At 68.2% G+C, this 16,805-nt stretch carries 13 protein-coding genes; 10 read left to right on the top strand and 3 right to left on the bottom strand.

The annotated features are described in order from the left end of the window. The first annotated feature begins 184 nt into the window (after nt 1–184). The 8 genes from arnB to UB43_RS05810 are packed head-to-tail and all read left to right on the top strand — an operon-like array spanning nt 185 to nt 9,070. On the top strand, nt 185–1,324 hold the full coding sequence (arnB, locus tag UB43_RS05845) for a UDP-4-amino-4-deoxy-L-arabinose aminotransferase (RefSeq protein WP_045209519.1): 1,140 nt from the start codon (nt 185–187) through the stop codon (nt 1,322–1,324). Between the two features lie 7 nt (nt 1,325–1,331). Then, on the top strand, nt 1,332–2,336 hold the full coding sequence (gene arnC / locus UB43_RS05840; RefSeq protein WP_045209518.1) for an undecaprenyl-phosphate 4-deoxy-4-formamido-L-arabinose transferase: 1,005 nt from the start codon (nt 1,332–1,334) through the stop codon (nt 2,334–2,336). Then, entirely contained in the window at nt 2,333–4,357 is a 2,025-nt protein-coding gene (gene arnA, locus UB43_RS05835; RefSeq protein WP_045209517.1) for a bifunctional UDP-4-amino-4-deoxy-L-arabinose formyltransferase/UDP-glucuronic acid oxidase ArnA, read from the top strand. Before arnC ends, arnA begins: the two co-directional genes overlap by 4 nt. Continuing rightward, nucleotides 4,354–5,238, top strand: a complete 885-nt coding sequence (gene arnD / locus UB43_RS05830; protein WP_045209516.1) for a 4-deoxy-4-formamido-L-arabinose-phosphoundecaprenol deformylase — start codon at nt 4,354–4,356, stop codon at nt 5,236–5,238. Before arnA ends, arnD begins: the two co-directional genes overlap by 4 nt. Further along, nucleotides 5,235–6,881: a lipid IV(A) 4-amino-4-deoxy-L-arabinosyltransferase gene (gene arnT, locus UB43_RS05825; RefSeq protein WP_045209515.1), complete on the top strand. Its 1,647-nt coding sequence runs from the start codon at nt 5,235–5,237 to the stop codon at nt 6,879–6,881. Before arnD ends, arnT begins: the two co-directional genes overlap by 4 nt. Then, a complete protein-coding gene (gene arnE, locus UB43_RS05820; RefSeq protein ID WP_045209514.1) occupies nt 6,878–7,222 on the top strand; it encodes a 4-amino-4-deoxy-L-arabinose-phosphoundecaprenol flippase subunit ArnE in 345 nt (114 codons plus the stop codon). The genes arnT and arnE overlap by 4 nt, the downstream gene beginning before the upstream one ends. 59 nt (nt 7,223–7,281) lie before the next feature. Then, entirely contained in the window at nt 7,282–7,647 is a 366-nt protein-coding gene (gene arnF, locus UB43_RS05815) for a 4-amino-4-deoxy-L-arabinose-phosphoundecaprenol flippase subunit ArnF (protein ID WP_371318963.1), read from the top strand. Nucleotides 7,648–7,687: 40 nt separating this feature from the next. Further along, nucleotides 7,688–9,070, top strand: coding sequence for a UDP-glucose/GDP-mannose dehydrogenase family protein (locus UB43_RS05810; protein ID WP_045209512.1), 1,383 nt, complete (start codon nt 7,688–7,690; stop codon nt 9,068–9,070). Between the two features lie 99 nt (nt 9,071–9,169). Here UB43_RS05810 and UB43_RS05805 read toward each other — a convergent pair whose 3' ends face one another. From UB43_RS05805 to ptsP, 3 genes are read right to left on the bottom strand one after another with little or no spacing between them, the layout of a single operon-like run. Continuing rightward, nucleotides 9,170–10,924 (bottom strand): PTS fructose-like transporter subunit IIB, encoded by a 1,755-nt coding sequence (locus UB43_RS05805; protein ID WP_045209511.1) that lies wholly within the window; start codon nt 10,922–10,924, stop codon nt 9,170–9,172. A 26-nt stretch (nt 10,925–10,950) separates the two neighbouring features. After that, nucleotides 10,951–11,898, bottom strand: coding sequence for a 1-phosphofructokinase (gene pfkB / locus UB43_RS05800; protein ID WP_045209510.1), 948 nt, complete (start codon nt 11,896–11,898; stop codon nt 10,951–10,953). Then, entirely contained in the window at nt 11,898–14,792 is a 2,895-nt protein-coding gene (ptsP, locus tag UB43_RS05795) for a phosphoenolpyruvate--protein phosphotransferase (protein WP_045209509.1), read from the bottom strand. Before ptsP ends, pfkB begins: the two co-directional genes overlap by 1 nt. 203 nt (nt 14,793–14,995) lie before the next feature. Between ptsP and cra the strand changes: the two genes are divergently transcribed. Both cra and UB43_RS05785 read left to right on the top strand, forming a co-directional pair. Next, nucleotides 14,996–15,988 (top strand): catabolite repressor/activator, encoded by a 993-nt coding sequence (gene cra / locus UB43_RS05790; RefSeq protein WP_045209508.1) that lies wholly within the window; start codon nt 14,996–14,998, stop codon nt 15,986–15,988. Nucleotides 15,989–15,992: 4 nt separating this feature from the next. After that, nucleotides 15,993–16,772 carry a TatD family hydrolase gene (locus UB43_RS05785; protein ID WP_045209507.1) on the top strand — a complete coding sequence of 260 codons (780 nt, stop codon included), beginning with the start codon at nt 15,993–15,995 and terminating at the stop codon, nt 16,770–16,772. The last annotated feature ends 33 nt before the right edge of the window (nt 16,773–16,805 follow it).

Here is a 16,805-nt window from a genome sequence, read left to right as displayed (position 1 = left end):
TTTCCGACATCAGACATGTCGTTTTCAGACCGTTCCACTCACATCCTTCCACTCTTCGGGTGTTGCCTGTCGCATGTTCGACCGACGAACGGAATCACGACATCCACTTAACGGCTTCTTAACGATCTCCCCCGTAGCGTTCTCTCACCCCCTGACAGAGCCGTGACGGCCTTTGGAACACCACATGGAAATGCCCTTCCTCCCCTTCTCCCGCCCCAGTATCGGCGAGGAGGAGATCCACGCAGTCAATGAAGTCCTGCGTTCGGGCTGGATCACCACCGGGCCGAAGAACGCCGAACTGGAACAGCGCTTTGCCCAGTCGATCGGCTGCCGCCACGCCGTGGCACTGTCTTCCGCCACCGGTGGCATGCACCTGGCGCTGCTGGCCCTGGGCATCGGCCCGGGCGACGAGGTGATCACCCCGTCGCAGACCTGGGTCTCCACCGTCAACATGATCAGCCTGCTGGGCGCCACCCCGGTGTTCGTCGATGTCGACCGTGACACCCTGATGACCGACGCCGCCCGCATCGAGGCCGCGATCACCCCGCGTACCCGCGCCATCATCCCGGTGCACTACGCTGGCGCCGCCTGCGACATGGACCCGATCGACGAGCTCGCCCTGCGCCACGGCATCCCGGTGATCGAGGACGCCGCCCACGCTGCCGGTACCTTCTACCGTGGCCGCCCGGTAGGCCAGCGCGGCACCGCGATCTTCTCCTTCCATGCGATCAAGAACCTCACCTGCGCCGAGGGCGCCATGTTCGTCAGCGATGACGAAGTCCTGGCCAACCGCGTGCGCACCCTGAAGTTCCACGGCCTGGGCGTCGACGCCTACGACCGCCTGACCCACGGCCGCAAGCCGCAGGCGCAGGTGGTGGAGCCGGGCTTCAAGTACAACCTCACCGACATCAACGCCGCCATCGCGCTGGTCCAACTGCCCAAGCTCGAAGCGATCAACGCCCGCCGCGCCGAGCTGGCCGCCGGCTACGCCGAGCGCCTGGCGCACCTGTCCGTGCAACCGCTGGCGGTGCCGGACTACCCGCAACATCACGCCTGGCACCTTTACGTCCTGCGCATCGACCAGGAGCGCTGCGGCCTCGACCGCGACGCCTTCATGCAGGGCCTGCAGCAACGCGGCATCGGCAGCGGCATCCACTTCATCGGCAGCCACCTGCACAGCTACTACCGCCAGCGCTACCCGCGCGTGCAACTGCCCAACACCGAGTGGAACTCCTCGCGGATCGTCTCCATCCCGCTGTTCCCCGACATGACCCAGGCCGACCAGGACCGTGTGGTCGACGCCATCGAAACCCTGCTTCGGTAACGCCACCGTGAAACCCTATCCGATCCATCGTGTGTCCATCGTCATCCCGGTGTACAACGAAGAGGCCAGCCTGCCCGAGCTGCTGCGCCGCACCACCACCGCCTGCGAACAGCTGGGCCGCGACTACGAGATCGTGCTGATCGACGACGGCAGCCGCGACAGCTCCGCCGACCTGCTGCAGGAAGCCGCGCAGGCGCCGGGCAGCCACGTGGTGGCGGTGATCCTCAACCGCAACTACGGCCAGCACGCCGCGATCATGGCCGGCTTCGAGCAGTGCCAGGGCGACCTGGTGATCACCCTCGACGCCGACCTGCAGAACCCGCCGGAAGAAATCCCGCGCCTGGTGGCCGAAGCCGCCAAGGGCTATGACGTGGTCGGCAGCGTGCGCCAGCAACGCCAGGACTCCGCCCTGCGCCGCTGGCCGTCGAAGCTGATCAACCTCGCCGTGCAGCGCTCCACCGGCGTGGCGATGAACGACTACGGCTGCATGCTGCGCGCGTACCGCTCGAGCATCGTCAAGGCGATGCTGGCCTGCCGCGAGCGCAGCACCTTCATTCCGATTCTGGCCAACAGCTTCGCCCGCCACACCAGCGAGATCCTCGTCGCCCACGCCGAGCGCGAGCACGGCGAGTCGAAGTACGACTTCCTGCGCCTGATCAACCTGATGTTCGACCTGGTCACCTGCATGACCACTTCGCCGCTGCGCCTGCTGTCCTTCGTCGGCGGCGGCATGGCGGTGGCCGGTTTCGCCTTCGCCCTGATGCTGCTGGTACTGCGCCTGCTGTTCGGCGCCGCCTGGGCCGGCCACGGCGTGTTCGTGCTGTTCGCCGTGCTGTTCATGTTCACCGGCGTGCAGCTGGTCGGCATGGGCCTGCTCGGCGAGTACCTGGGGCGCATGTACAACGATGTGCGCGCCCGCCCCCGCTTCTTCATCGAGCGCATCGTCCGCGCCGAGACACCGCGCGCCGAGATCACCACTTCTTCCCCTACTTTCGAGTCCATCCAGCCATGACCCAGCAGACCATCGTCTTCGCCTACCACGACTTCGGCTGCGCCGGCATCGAGGCACTGCTCGCCGCCGGTTACCAGATCGACGCCGTCTTCACCCACGCCGACGATCCCAAGGAAAACCGTTTCTATGGCTCCGTAGCGCAGCTCTGCGCTCGCCTGGGCATCCCGGTGCACGCCCCGGAAGACGTCAACCACCCGCTGTGGGTCGCGCGCATCCGCGAGCTGCAGCCGCAGTACATCTTCTCCTTCTATTACCGCCACCTGCTCAGCGAAGAGCTGCTGGCCTGCGCCGCCAAGGGCGCCTACAACCTGCATGGCTCGCTGCTGCCGCGCTACCGTGGCCGCGCCCCGGCCAACTGGGTACTGGTCAACGGCGAGACCGAGACCGGCGTGACCCTGCACCGCATGGTCAAGCGCGCCGATGCCGGCGGCATCCTCGCCCAGCAGAGCGTCGCCATCGGCGCCGACGACACCGCCCTGGTGCTGCACGGCAAGCTCCGTGAAGCCACTCGCGAGCTGCTCGCCTCCGCCCTGCCGCGCCTGGCGCGCGGCGAGCTGCAGGAAGTCGCCCAGGACGAGTCCCGCGCCAGCTACTTCGGTCGCCGCACCCCGGCGGATGGCCAGCTCGACTGGAAACGCCCGGCCCGCGAACTGCACAACCTGGTCCGCGCCGTCACCCAGCCCTACCCCGGCGCCTTCGCCCCGGTGGGCGATCGCAAGCTGATCGTCTGGAGTTCGCGCGTCGCTGCCGGCAACAACGGCATGGCACCCGGTTCGGTCCTGTCGGTCGATCCCCTGCGCATCGCCTGCGGCGAAGACTCGCTGGAAATCCTCTCCGGCCAGCAGAACGACAGCGGCCTGTTCCTCGCCGGCCCGCAACTGGCCCGCGAGATGGGCCTGGTGGACGGCTCGCGCCTGCACGGCGCAGTCGGCAAGCCCAAGCGCAAGACTCGCGTGCTGATCCTCGGCGTCAACGGCTTCATCGGCAACCACCTCTCCGAGCGCCTGCTGCGCGACGGCAACTACGAGGTCTACGGCCTGGACATCGGCTCCGATGCCATCGAGCGCCTGAAGGGCAACCCGGACTTCCACTTCGTCGAAGGCGACATCAGCATCCACACCGAGTGGATCGAGTACCACATCAAGAAGTGCGACGTGGTCCTGCCGCTGGTGGCCATCGCCACGCCGATCGAATACACCCGCAACCCGCTGCGCGTGTTCGAACTGGACTTCGAGGAAAACCTCAAGCTGGTCCGCTACTGCGTGAAGTACAACAAGCGCGTGATCTTCCCGTCCACCTCCGAGGTGTACGGCATGTGCGCCGACGCCAACTTCGACGAGGACAAGTCCAACCTCATCGTCGGCCCGATCAACAAGCAGCGCTGGATCTACTCGGTGTCCAAGCAACTGCTCGACCGCGTCATCTGGGCCTACGGCCAGAAGGGCCTGAAGTTCACCCTGTTCCGCCCGTTCAACTGGATGGGCCCGCGCCTGGACCGCCTGGACTCGGCGCGTATCGGCAGCTCCCGCGCCATTACCCAGCTGATCCTGCACCTCGTGGAAGGCACCCCGATCCGCCTGGTGGACGGCGGCGAGCAGAAGCGCTGCTTCACCGACGTGGACGACGGCATCGAGGCGCTGGCGCGCATCATCGACAACGAAGGCAGCCGCTGCGACGGGCAGATCGTCAACATCGGCAACCCGGACAACGAAGCCAGCATCCGCCAGTTGGGCGAAGAGCTGCTGCGCCAGTTCGAGGCCCACCCGCTGCGCGACCAGTTCCCGCCCTTCGCCGGCTTCCGCGAAGTGGAAAGCCGCAGCTTCTATGGCGACGGCTACCAGGACGTGTCGCACCGCAAGCCGAGCATCGAGAATGCCCGTCGCCTGCTGGACTGGCAGCCGAGCGTGGAGCTCTCCGCCACCATCGGCAAGACCCTGGACTTCTTCCTCCGCGAAGCCCTGGCTGAACGCGTCGGCGGTGTACCCCACGCCTTCCCGCTGAAGAAAAGCATCGCCGGATGAGAGCGGGACTGCGCATCGACGTCGATACCTACCGTGGCACCCGTGATGGCGTGCCACGGTTGCTGGACATGCTCGAGGAAGCCGACGTCAAGGCGACCTTCTTCTTCAGCGTCGGCCCCGACAACATGGGCCGGCACCTGTGGCGCCTGATCCGCCCACAGTTCCTGTGGAAGATGCTGCGTTCCAACGCCGCCGGGCTCTACGGCTGGGACATCCTCCTGGCCGGCACCGCCTGGCCGGGCAAGCCGATCGGCCGCGACCTGGGCCACCTGATGCGGCGTGCCCAGGACGCCGGCCACGAAGTCGGCCTGCACGCCTGGGACCACCATGGCTGGCAGGCCAACGCCGGCCGCTGGAGCACGCCGCAACTGGAGCAGCAGATCTGCCGTGGCGTGGACACCCTCGCCGACATCCTCGGCAACCCGGTGGAATGCTCGGCCGTGGCCGGCTGGCGCGCCGACGAACGCACCGTGGAAGCCAAGGAGCGCTTCGGCTTTCGCTACAACAGCGATTGCCGCGGCCGCTCGCTGTTCCGCCCACGCCTGGCCGACGGCCGCGCCGGTACCCCGCAGATCCCGGTGGACATGCCCACCTTCGACGAGGTCGTCGGCCCGCAGGTGGCGCCGTCCGCCTTCAATGACTACATTCTTTCCCGCTTCGACATGGACGCCTTGAACGTGTACACCATCCACGCCGAGGTCGAGGGCATTCTCATGGCCCACGACTTCCGACGCTTGCTGGCCCAGGCACGGGCCGGCGGCATCCGCTTCGTTCCGCTTGGCCGGCTGCTGCCGGACGACCCCACCACCCTGCCCGTCGCCAGCCTCGTGCGCGGCGAACTGGCCGGCCGCGAAGGCTGGCTGGGGGTGCAGCACGCATGAAGCGCCTGGCCTACCCGACCCTGCTAGCCGCTTTCGTGCTGTGCATCCTGCTGCCGATGGCCTTCCACGGCCTGTGGATTCCCGACGAGTCACGCAACGCGCAGATCAGCCAGTCCATGCTGCAGAGTGGCGACTGGGTTTCCCCGCACCTGCTCGGCCTGCGCTATTTCGAGAAGCCCACCGGCGGCTACTGGCTGACCGCCGCCAGCCAGGCCGTGTTCGGCCAGAACCTGTTCGGCGTGCGCGCCGGTTCCGCGCTGGTGACCGCACTGAGCACCCTGCTGGTCATCCTGGTCGCCCGCCGGCTGTGGAACGACCCGCGCCGCACCTGGGCCGCGGGCCTGCTCTACCTGAGCTTCGGGCTGATCGCCGGACAAGCCGGCTACGCCAACCTCGACCCGCAGTTCACCTTCTGCGTGAACCTCAGCCTCGGCGCCCTGTGGTTCGCCTTCGACGCCAGCACCACGCGCGGACGCTTCGCCGCCTGGAGTCTGCTGGGCGCGGCCTGCTCCTTCGGTTTCATGACCAAGGGCTTTCTCGCCTTCCTCCTGCCGGTGATCGTCGGCCTGCCCTATGCCCTGCTGCAGAAGCGCTTCGGCGAGCTGCTGCGCTACGGGCCGCTGGCGGTGCTGGTGGCCGTACTGGTCGCCGCGCCCTGGGTGCTGCTGATCCACGCCCGCGAGCCGGACTTCTGGGACTTCTTCTTCTGGAACGAGCACATCCGCCGCTTCGCCGCAGAAGACGCCCAGCACGGCCGGCCGATCTGGTTCTTCGTACCGCTGCTGTTCGCCAGCGCAATGCCCTGGGCGGTGCTGATCATCCCGGCGCTGCGTAACGCAATCCAGGGCTGGCGCGACTCGAAGCTGCTGTTCCTGCTGCTGTGGTTCGTCATGCCCTTCCTGTTCTTCAGCCTGGCCAAGGGCAAGCTGCCGACCTACATCATGCCCTGCTTCGCCCCGCTTGCCCTGCTGATGGCCGACGCCATCGGCCGCGCGCTGCAGCAGCGCAAGCTGATCGCACTGAAACTCAACGGCGCGCTCAACCTGCTGCTGGGCAGCAGCGCGCTGGCCGGCCTGCTGTTCATGCAGGCACGGCACCCGCAGTACCACGACGAACTGCCCAGCGTGCTGATGATCGCTCTGGTCTGCATCGTCTGGCTGCTGTCCGGCCTGCTGCAACTGCTGCGGCCCACTCGCTACTGGGCCGCACCGGCCTTCGCGGCGTGGCTGCTGGTGGCGCTGGTACCCAACGCGATGCCGAACAAGATGGTCAACAGCAAGATGCCCGACCAGTTCATCGCCGAGCACCTGGACCAGCTCAAGGAGGCCCGCAGCCTGCTGAGCAACGACCTGGGCGCCGCCACCGCACTTGCCTGGCGAACCCGGCGCAGCGACATCACGCTGTTCAACACCGAAGGCGAGCTGAAGTTCGGCCTGGGCTATCCCGAGGGCCAGGGCCGCAGCATTGCCCCCGAAGGCATCCACGCCTGGATCGCGCGCGCCCGCGCCGAAGGCCCCATCGGCGTGATCATGCGGGTCAACAGTGCCAGCGACGAAGCCGAACTGGCCATGCTGCCCAGCGATGCCATCAGCTACCGGCAGAACCACCTGGTGGTCCTGCTGATTCCGCAGGCCACGCCATGACCGCCCTGCTGCTGGCCGGTGTCTGCCTGCTCACCTGCCTGGGCCAGCTGGCGCAGAAGTTCGCCGTGGAAAGCTGGCGCGATACGCCCTCGAGCGTGGCGGCGAAGCTTCTCTCGCCCTGGCTATTGCTGGCCATCGCCTGCCTGGGATTCGGCCTGCTACTCTGGTTACTGGTCCTGCAGCGTCTGGAGGTGGGCGTCGCCTACCCCATGCTGAGCCTGAATTTCGTATTGGTGACGCTCCTGGCGAGCCGTCAGTTCGGCGAGCATATCGACGCGCGCCACTGGTTCGGCGTGGCACTGATCGTCGGCGGCGTCGCCCTGCTGGGGATGCACTCGTGAAGCGCGGCATCGCTTTCGCCCTGGGCAGCGTACTGCTGGTGAGCGGCGCACAGCTGGGCATGCGCTGGAGTATGACGCGCCTGCCATCGCACTGGCCGTTCGACCTCGCGCAACTGGACATTGCCGCCCTGCTGGCACTGGCCGGCGCGGTACTGGCCTACGCGCTGTCGATGCTCTGCTGGCTGCTCGCCCTCAAACACCTGCCGCTGAGCCGCGCCTATTCGCTGCTGAGCCTCAGCTATGCCTTCGTCTACCTCGGCGCCGCCGTGCTGCCGGGCCTCGGCGAACCCCTGAGCCTGCCACGCACCCTGGGCGTCGCCCTGGTGATCGCCGGCGTGATCGCGATCAACTCGCCACGCCGCCATGACAGAATAACCGTCATCAAACCCAGCGACGCTCGCTCCGAGCGCACGCAGTTCGACTGACCCCAATCCCGCTTCGAGTTCCTATCCGGGAGAGCACAACATGAAAATCAGCGTATTCGGAATCGGTTATGTGGGCCTGGTGCAGGCCGCGGTCATGGCCGAAGTGGGTCATGACGTCCTGTGCATGGACATCGACGAGGACAAGATCGCCAAGCTCAAGCGCGGCCAGATCAGCATCTTCGAGCCGGGCCTCGCCGAGCTGGTGAAGGATAACCTGGAAGCCGGACGCCTGCGCTTCACCAGCGACGTCGCCGAGGCCGCCGCCCATGGCCGGGTGCAGTTCATCGCCGTCGGCACCCCGCCGTTGCCCGATGGCTCGGCCGACCTGCGCGCTGTGCTGGCTGTGGCCGAAGGCATCGCCCGCAACCGCACCCAGCCGGTGATCATCGTCGAGAAATCCACCGTGCCGGTGGGCACTGGCGATCGCGTGAAGGCCAGGATTCAGGCGGTGCTCGCCGAAGAAGGCCGCAGCCTGGACTTCGAGATCGTTTCCAACCCCGAGTTCCTCAAGGAAGGCTCGGCGCTGGCCGACTGCCGCAAACCCGACCGCATCGTCATCGGCTGCGAAAGCGCCGAGGTGCTGGACGTGATGCGCGAGATCTACGAGCCGTTCAACCGCAACCACGACCGCATCCTGACCATGAACCTGCGCAGCGCGGAACTGACCAAGTACGCCGCCAACTGCATGCTCGCCACCAAGATCAGCTTCATCAACCAGATCGCCGAGCTAGCCGAACACCTGGGCGCCGACATCGAGGCGGTGCGCCAGGGCATGGGCGCCGACCCGCGCATCGGCTACCACTTCATCTACCCCGGCTGCGGCTACGGCGGCTCGTGCTTCCCCAAGGACGTCCAGGCCCTGATCCAGAGTGCCGAGGAAGCCCACTGCTCCAGCGACCTGCTGCGCGCCGTGGAAGCGGTGAACCAGCGGCAGAAGAGCAAGCTGTTCGAGCGCATCCGCCGCTACTACGGCGGCAAGCTCAAGGGACGCACCTTCGCGCTCTGGGGCCTGTCGTTCAAGCCCAACACCGACGACATGCGCGACGCTCCCAGCCGCACCCTGATGGAAGCCCTGTGGGAAGCCGGCGCCAAGGTCCGCGCCTTCGACCCCGAAGCCATGCCCGAAGCGCAGCGACTCTACGGACACGATGAGCGCCTGACCCTGATGGGCACCCCGGAAGCCACCCTCGGCGGCTCGGACGCGCTGGTGATCTGCACCGAATGGCGACAGTTCAAAGCCCCCGATTTCGAGCTGCTGGCCAGCCGCCTGAAAGCCCCGGTGATCTTCGACGGGCGCAACCTGTTCGACCCCGAGCGCGTGGCCCGTTACGGCTTCGAGTACTTCCCCATGGGCCGCGGCGACTCGCACCGCCTGCCAGTTCCGGCGCAGGCCGCCGAGCAACGCCCGCGGCGCACGGCTTGAAGAGCATTCGCGAGCAAGCTCGCTCCTACAGGAGGGTCACGGCTCTTCGTAGGAGCGAGCTTGCTCGCGAACCCACCCACGCCGACCAGGCCAAGATGCTCACCCCCGCCCCGGCGCCTGCTCGCCCATCACCATCATCGGCGCGGCCTCGCCGCGCTTGAGCAGCGCATAGAGCACCCCGGTCACCACGCTGCCCGCGGCAATCGCCAGCAGGTAGAGCAGCGCATGGTTCATCGCGTTGGGGATCAGCAGCACGAACAGCCCGCCATGGGGCGCCAGCAGCTTGCAGCCGAACAGCATCGACAGCGCACCGGTCAGCGCGCCGCCGGCAATGCTCGCCGGGATCACCCGCAGCGGGTCCTTCGCGGCAAAGGGAATCGCCCCCTCGGAGATGAAGCACAGCCCCAGCACCAGCGCTGCCTTGCCGGCCTCGCGCTCGCTCTGGGCGAACTTGCGCCGCGCCAGCAGCGTGGCGATGCCCATGCCAATCGGCGGGACCATGCCGCCAGCCATTACCGCCGCCATCGGCGCATAGCTCTGCGACGCCAGCAGTCCCACCGAGAACGCATAGGCCGCCTTGTTGATCGGCCCGCCCAGGTCCACGCACATCATCCCGCCCAGCAACAGGCCGAGCAGGATGGCATTGGTGGTGCCCATGCCGGCGAGGAAATCGGTCAGCGAGCGCATCATCGCCGCCACCGGCGACCCCACCACGTAGATCATCACCAACCCGGTGAACAGGCTGGCCAGCAGCGGGATGATCAGGATCGGCTTGAGCGCCGCGACGCTGGCCGGCAGTGGAATCCACTGGGCAATCGCCCGCGCCGAATAGCCCGCGAGCAGGCCGGCGACTATGCCGCCGAGGAAGCCCGCGCCCAGCGTGCTCGCCAGCAGCCCGCCGATCATCCCCGGCGCCAGGCCCGGACGGTCGGCGATGGACCAGGCGATATAGCCCGCCAACATCGGCACCATCAGCTTGAACGCCGCATCGCCGCCGATCTGCATCAGCGCCGCCGCCAGGGTGCCCTGCTGCTTGAAGGCCTCGATGCCGAAGACGAAGGACAGCGCGATCAGCAGGCCGCCGGCCACCACCATCGGCAGCATGAAGGACACGCCGGTGAGCAGGTGCTTGTAGACGCCGCGCGCCTCGTTCTTCGTCGGCGCCGCACTGTGGCCGGCAGACGAGGCGGACTCCGCCGTCGCGTCCTTCAGCGCGCGCTCCAGGGTCGCTTGCGGTTGCTTCAGCGCAACGCCAGTGCCGCAACGGAAGATGCGCTTGCCGGCGAAACGCTCGGGGTTGACCTCGATGTCCGCCGCCAGCAGCACCACATCGGCGGCCGCGATTTCTTCCGCCGTCAGCGGGTTGCGCGCGCCCACCGAGCCCTGGGTTTCCACCCGCAACTCGACGCCCATCTGCTGCGCCGTCTGTTGCAGTGCCTCGGCGGCCATGAAGGTGTGCGCCACGCCGGTCGGGCAGGCCGTCACCGCAACGACTTTCGCAGCGCGTTCCACGGCAACCGGCGTGCTCGAAGGCCCCCCGGGCTGCCAGACCTGCGCCTCTTCCTGCGCTCGCTGCAGGAAGCTCGCGGGCTCGGCCAGCGCTTCGGCAGGCCGGGCCTGGACCAGGCGTTTGCCGGCGAAGCGCGAAAGCTCCAGCGGTTGCGTACTGACCACCAGCACCCAGTCGGCCGCGGCGATCTGGCGTTCGCTCAACTGGCGCTCCGGATGCTGCGGGTCGCATTGCTCGACACACACCGACCAGCCCAGGCGCTCGGCTGCCGCCCGCAGCAGGCGGGCGCTGAGCACGCTGGAAATCTGGCCGTTGGGGCAGGCCGTGATCAGGGCAAGGTTCATCGTCATACCTCTTGCTGTTCTATCGCTCAGGCCTGGCTCGGGGCCAGCGCCTGAACCTGCACCGCGTCTTCGATGCGCTTGAGCCGCTGCGCGTCGCCGATGCCGAACTGAAACTGAGTGACCGCCAACGCGGCCACCGCCGTGGCCCGGCGCAACACGCGCTCGGCCGGCCAGCCGGCGAGCAGGCCATGGACCATGCCGGCCAGCAGGGAATCGCCGGCGCCCACCGTACTGGCCACCTCCACCTTCGGCGGCACCGCCTGCCAGATGCCCTGCGGGCTGAACCAGCGCACCCCCTCGGCGCCCTGGGAAAGCACCACCTGCTCGATCCCGCGAGCGCGCAGCGATTCGACTTGGGCGGCCGATTCCTCGGCGCTGCCGGCGAAGTGTCCACAGGCCTCGCCCAGTTCCTGGTCGTTGGGCTTGATCAGCCAGGGCGCGGCCTCGATGCCTTCGCGCAGGGCCGCGCCACTACTGTCGAAAGCGACCTTCAGGCCATGCCCCTGCAAGCGCCGCAACAGCTCGCGCAACCACTGGGGATCAACGCCGCGCGGCAGGCTGCCGGCGACCACGGCGATCTCGAAGTCGGCGACGAGCAGGTCGAGGCGATCCAGCAGCGCGTCCTGCTGCGCCTCGCCTACTTCGGGGCCGGGCCCGTTGATATCGGTGATACGCCCGGTGCCCTCGGCGAGCTTGATATTGCTGCGGGTTTCGCCCGGCACGCGGACGAAGGCGTCGATGAAGCCGCGACGGCGGAACAGCGCCTCGAAAGGTTGCGCGTTGTCCGCGCCGAGGAAGCCGGCAACGGTCAGGGAATGCCCAAGGTCAGCCAGCACCTGGGCGACGTTCACGCCTTTGCCGGCCGCCTGGCTGATCACCGACTCGCTGCGGTTCACCTCGCCGGGTTCCAGCTGCGGCAGGCGCACGGTGAGGTCCAGCGCGGGGTTCAGGGTCAGCGTCAGGATGCGGGCCATCAGTGCACCTCCGGCAGCGCGAGGGCGACACTCTGGCGAACGTCCGCCGCCGAGCACAGGGTCAGGGCGGCTTGCGCCAGTTCGCGGGAGGTCGGCAGGTCCAGCTCGCGGACCCGCGCCTTCACCAGGGGAATGCTGCGCGCCGAGACACTCAGCTCGTCCACACCCAATCCAACCAGCAATGGCACCGCCAGCGGATCGGCGGCCAGCTCGCCACACACCCCCACCCACTTGCCGTGGGCATGGGCGGCGCGCACGGTCATGTCGATCAGTTGCAGCACCGCCGGGTGCAGGCCGTCGGCCTGGGCGGACAGGCTCGGGTGGCCACGGTCGATGGCCAGTGCGTATTGGGTCAGGTCATTGGTGCCGACGCTGAAGAAGTCCACCTCGCGCGCCAGTACCGGCGCCAGCAGCGCGGCGGACGGCACCTCGACCATGATGCCGAGTTGCAGGTCATGCTCGCCGCCCAGTTCCGCACAGAGTTCACGGGTCAGGTCGCGCGCCTGCCGCCATTCCTCCACCTGGCCGACCATGGGGAACATGATGCGCAGCGGTCGCCCGGCAGCCGCACTCAGCAACGCTCGCAGCTGGGTGCGGAAAATCTGTGGGCGTTGCAGCGTCAGGCGCACGCCGCGAATGCCCAGGTAGGGGTTGGTTTCCTCGGGAATTGGCCAGTAGGGCAGCGGCTTGTCGCCGCCCACATCGAGGGTACGGGCCACCAGCGGTCGTCCCTCCAGGGCATCGAGGACGCGGCGGTACTCAATCTCCTGGGTCGCCTGGTCCGGCGCCTGGGGGTTGTCCATGAAGACGAACTCGGTGCGCAGCAGGCCCACGCCTTCCGCGCCCAGCTCCACGGCTTTCGCCGCCCCGGCGGTGTCGCCCAGGTTGGCGCAGACTTCCACCGCATGGCCGTCGCGGGTCACCGCCGGTTCATGACGGCGTGCTTCGGCTTGCTCGGCACGGCGCTGGCGCAGGTCGCGCTGGGCTTTGGCGGCGTGCAGCGTCTGCGTGTCCGGCGCGATCGTCAGCTCGCCCTTCTCGCCATCCAGCAGCAGGGCCGTGCCGGACGCCAGCGCCAGCACGCTTGCGCCGGCGCCCACCAGCGCGGGAATGCCCAGCGCGCGGGCGATGATCGCGCTGTGCGAGGTGGCGCCACCGCGCGCCGTGACGATACCTGCCACGCGTTCCGGATCGAGCCGCGCCACGTCCGAGGGGCCGACTTCATCCATCACCAGGATGTAGGGCTCGCTGGGCTCCACGGCACTCTCGACGCCGCACAGGCGCGCCAGCACACGCCGGCCAACGTCGCGCAGGTCCGCCGCGCGCTCGGCCAGCAGCGCATCGCGCAGTGCCTCCTGCTCACCGGCCACGCGCTCGATCACCTGGCTCCAGGCCGCTTCGGCGCTGGCGCCTTCGACCAGTCGCGCCTGCACCTCGTCGAGCAATTCGGGGTCATCCAGCAGCGCCTGGTGGGTAACGAAGATGTCACGGATCGCCTTGACCTGGCTGCGCTCCACCAGGGTTTCGATCTCCCGGCTGATGCCCGTACGCGCCTCGTCCAGGCGCAGGCGTTCAGCCTCGGCCGACTCGCCACGCGCGGAAAACTCGAACGCGCGGGCGACCTGCACGTAGGCTGGCCCGTGGGCAATGCCTGGCGATGCCGGGATGGCCTGAAGCTGAGCCCCGGCTTCCGGGGCCCGCACGGCCTGCAGTTCCTGCTCATCCAGGTGAGCGCTTTCGGCGATCGGCTCGGGGACCTCCGGCAGCGGTTCGACCTCTTCGCCCAGGCCCTGCTCCACCGCCAGGCGGACGGCAGCCAGCGCGGCTTCGGCGATCTCCGGCTCGGCGAAGAATTCCAGCATCTGCCCGCGCCGCGCGCCGAGGCTGAGCAGCTTGCTCAGGCTGCGGATCGACACCGGGGCGCTGTCGCCCTCGGCGATACGCACGCGGATTTCCCCGCTGAAGTCCCGCGCCAACAACATCAGTACCTGCGCCGGGCGCGCGTGAAGGCCGTGGGGGTTGGCCAGCGGAACACGGAGGCTCGGCCAGTCCACCGGCAATTCGCCACCCAGGGCTTCCAGTACCACGCGAATGGAAGTGGCGCTCGCCAGCTCGCCGGCACGCCCCTCCACCAGCAGGTCGCACAGGCGCGCAAACACCGTTTCATGGGCATTGCCCTGGCGGGCCAGGCAGAACAGGCCGCGCACCGGCTGGCCGGCGTGGCTCAGCTCGCGCGCGGGGGTGACAAAGACGAGGCCGGGACGCGTGACGCATTGCTCGCTGTCCTGCCACCAGAGCCCACCGCCCAACGGCAGGGCCTCCTGGTCGTGCAGTGCGGCGGCGAAACCGGGAACGACGCAACTGGCCTTCTTCAGACGGCGCGCGCCGACCAGCGCGAGTTCGTCGAAATCCTCGGCCGCGACGCCGAGCCCGACCAGGTGCTCGTCGAACAGCAGCGGCTGCGGCGCTCCGCCTTGCAGCAACTGCAGCAGGTCTTCGGGTTTCTCCGCTGCACGCAACGCCGCCCCCACTTCACGGTCGCCCAGTGCGCGGGTCAGCAGTTGCAGCAGGCGCAGGTGTTCGTCGGACTTGGCGGCAATGGCAATTGCCAGGTGCACGGTCTGCCCGTCGCCCCAGTGCACGCCCTCGGGGAAGTGCATCAGGCGCACGCCGGTGCGTTGCACCAGGTGCCGGGTTTCCGGTGTGCCGTGGGGAATGGCGATGCCCTGTCCGAGGTAAGTGGAGCCCTGCGCCTCGCGGGCCTGTATCCCGGCGAGGTAGCCCGGAGCAACCAGGCCGTCGTCTTCGAGGGCGGAGCCGAGCATGGCCAGGGCGGCCTGCTTGTCGGCAGCGCGCTGGCCCATGCGGACCTGCTGCGCGTTGAATTCGAGCATCGCGTTCTCCTCACCGGCGTTCGCGCGCGCCGGCGCTGGGGCGGTTATCCGCTTGTACGGTGATCAGCTTAGAGGTTGCGGCGCAGGAACAGGGTTCAGGCAATACTGCGTGCGCAATGCTGAATCGTTTCACCTTTTGAGACTGGCACGTTACTCGATAATGCGTGATCCTTGAAGCCCCCAATTGTCGGCAGCATCCCGCGTTGAAACTCAGTGATATCGCCCGCCTGGCCGGTGTTTCGGTCACCACCGCCAGCTATGTGATCAATGGCAAGGCCGTCCAGCGCCGCATCAGCGCCGCCACGGTGGAGCGCGTGCGCGCGGTGATCGAGGAGCACGGCTACCACCCGGACCAGCAGGCCGCCAGCCTGCGCCGCGGGCAGACCCGCACCCTGGGCTTCGTCCTGCCGGACCTGGAGAACCCCAGCTACGCCAAGCTCGCCAAGCTGCTCGAACAGGGAGCGCGGGCGCGTGGCTACCAGCTGCTGATCGCCTGCTCCGACGACGAGCCGGACACCGAGCGCCAGGTGCTCAACCTGTTCCGCGCGCGACGTTGCGACGCACTGATCGTCGCCAGTTGCCTGCCCGCCGGCGACGACAGTCACGCGCGCCTGCAAGCCGACGGCGTGCCGATCATCGCGGTGGACCGCCAGCTCGACCCGCAACGCTTCTGCTCGGTGGTCAGCGACGACCGCGACGCCAGCCAGCGCCTCACCGCCAGCCTGCTGAAGCCGGCGCCGCGCAGCATCGCCCTGCTCGGCGCGCGGCCGGAGCTGATCATTTCCCAGGAGCGCGCCGCGGGGTTCCGCAGCGCCCTGCGCGACTATCAGGGCCAGGTGCTGATCGAACACGGCGAGACTTTCAGCCGCCCCTGTGGCCGCCGCCTGATGGAAGAGTTGCTGGCCGGCCAGGGGCAGTTGCCCGACGCGCTGATCACCACCTCCTACGTGCTGCTCGAAGGCGTCTTCGATGTGCTCCAGGCGCTGCCCAACGGTTGGCCGGCGGACCTGCGCATCGCCACCTTCGGCGACACCCAGCTGCTGGACTTCGTCCCGCTGAAGGTGAACGCGATTTCCCAGCAACACGCGCTGATCGCCGAGCGCGCGCTGGACCTGGCGCTGGCCGCCATCGAACAGAACAGCTACACCCCCGGCGTGCACCCGATCCCGCGCAACCTCAAGCTGCGCACGGAGTGAGCCGATGCGCCTGATCGACACCCACAACCACCTCGACTGCCCGGACTTCGAGCAGGACCGCGCCGCCGTGCTGCAACGCAGCCGCGAGCGGGGTGTGGAGCGACAGGTGCTGCTGGGAGTGTTCCGCGAGAACTGGGAGGACGTCTGGGCGCTGGTGGACAACGAGCCGGACCTGTACGCCGCCCTCGGCCTGCACCCGATCTACCTGGCGCGGCACCGGCCGGAACATCTGACGGCGCTGCGCGAGTGGCTGCAGCGCCTCGCCGGGCACCCGAAGCTCTGCGCGGTGGGCGAGATCGGGCTGGACTATTACCTGGAAGAACTCGACCGCGATGGCCAGCAGGCCATCTTCGAGGAACAGCTGCGCATCGCCATCGATTTCGAGCTGCCGGTGCTGCTGCACGTACGTCGCGCCCATGCGGCGATGATCGCCACGCTCAAGCGCTACAAACCCGCCCGCCAGGGCATCATCCACGCCTTCGCCGGCAGCCGCGAGGAAGCCCGCGAATACCTCAAGCTGGGTTTCCGCCTGGGCCTGGGCGGCGCGCCGACCTGGCCGCAGGCCAACCGCCTGCGCAAGGTGGTGCCGGAGATTCCGCTGGAGTCCATCGTGCTGGAGACCGACTCGCCGGACATGGCGCCGTCGATGTACCCCGGCGTGCGTAACAGCCCGGAGCATCTGCCGGAGATCTGCACGGCGCTGGCTGAACTGAAGGGCATCAGCCCGGAGGATCTGGCCAGCGCCAGCACGCGCAACGCGATGGAATTGTTCGGCTGGCGCTGAGCCTAACCGTGTAGGAGCGCCCCATGGGCGCGA

This window comes from Pseudomonas sp. 21 (assembly GCF_000955805.1).
Taxonomy (GTDB): domain Bacteria; phylum Pseudomonadota; class Gammaproteobacteria; order Pseudomonadales; family Pseudomonadaceae; genus Pseudomonas.
Note: the sequence above shows the minus strand (reverse complement) of the source record. Positions and strands in the feature narration are given on the sequence as shown.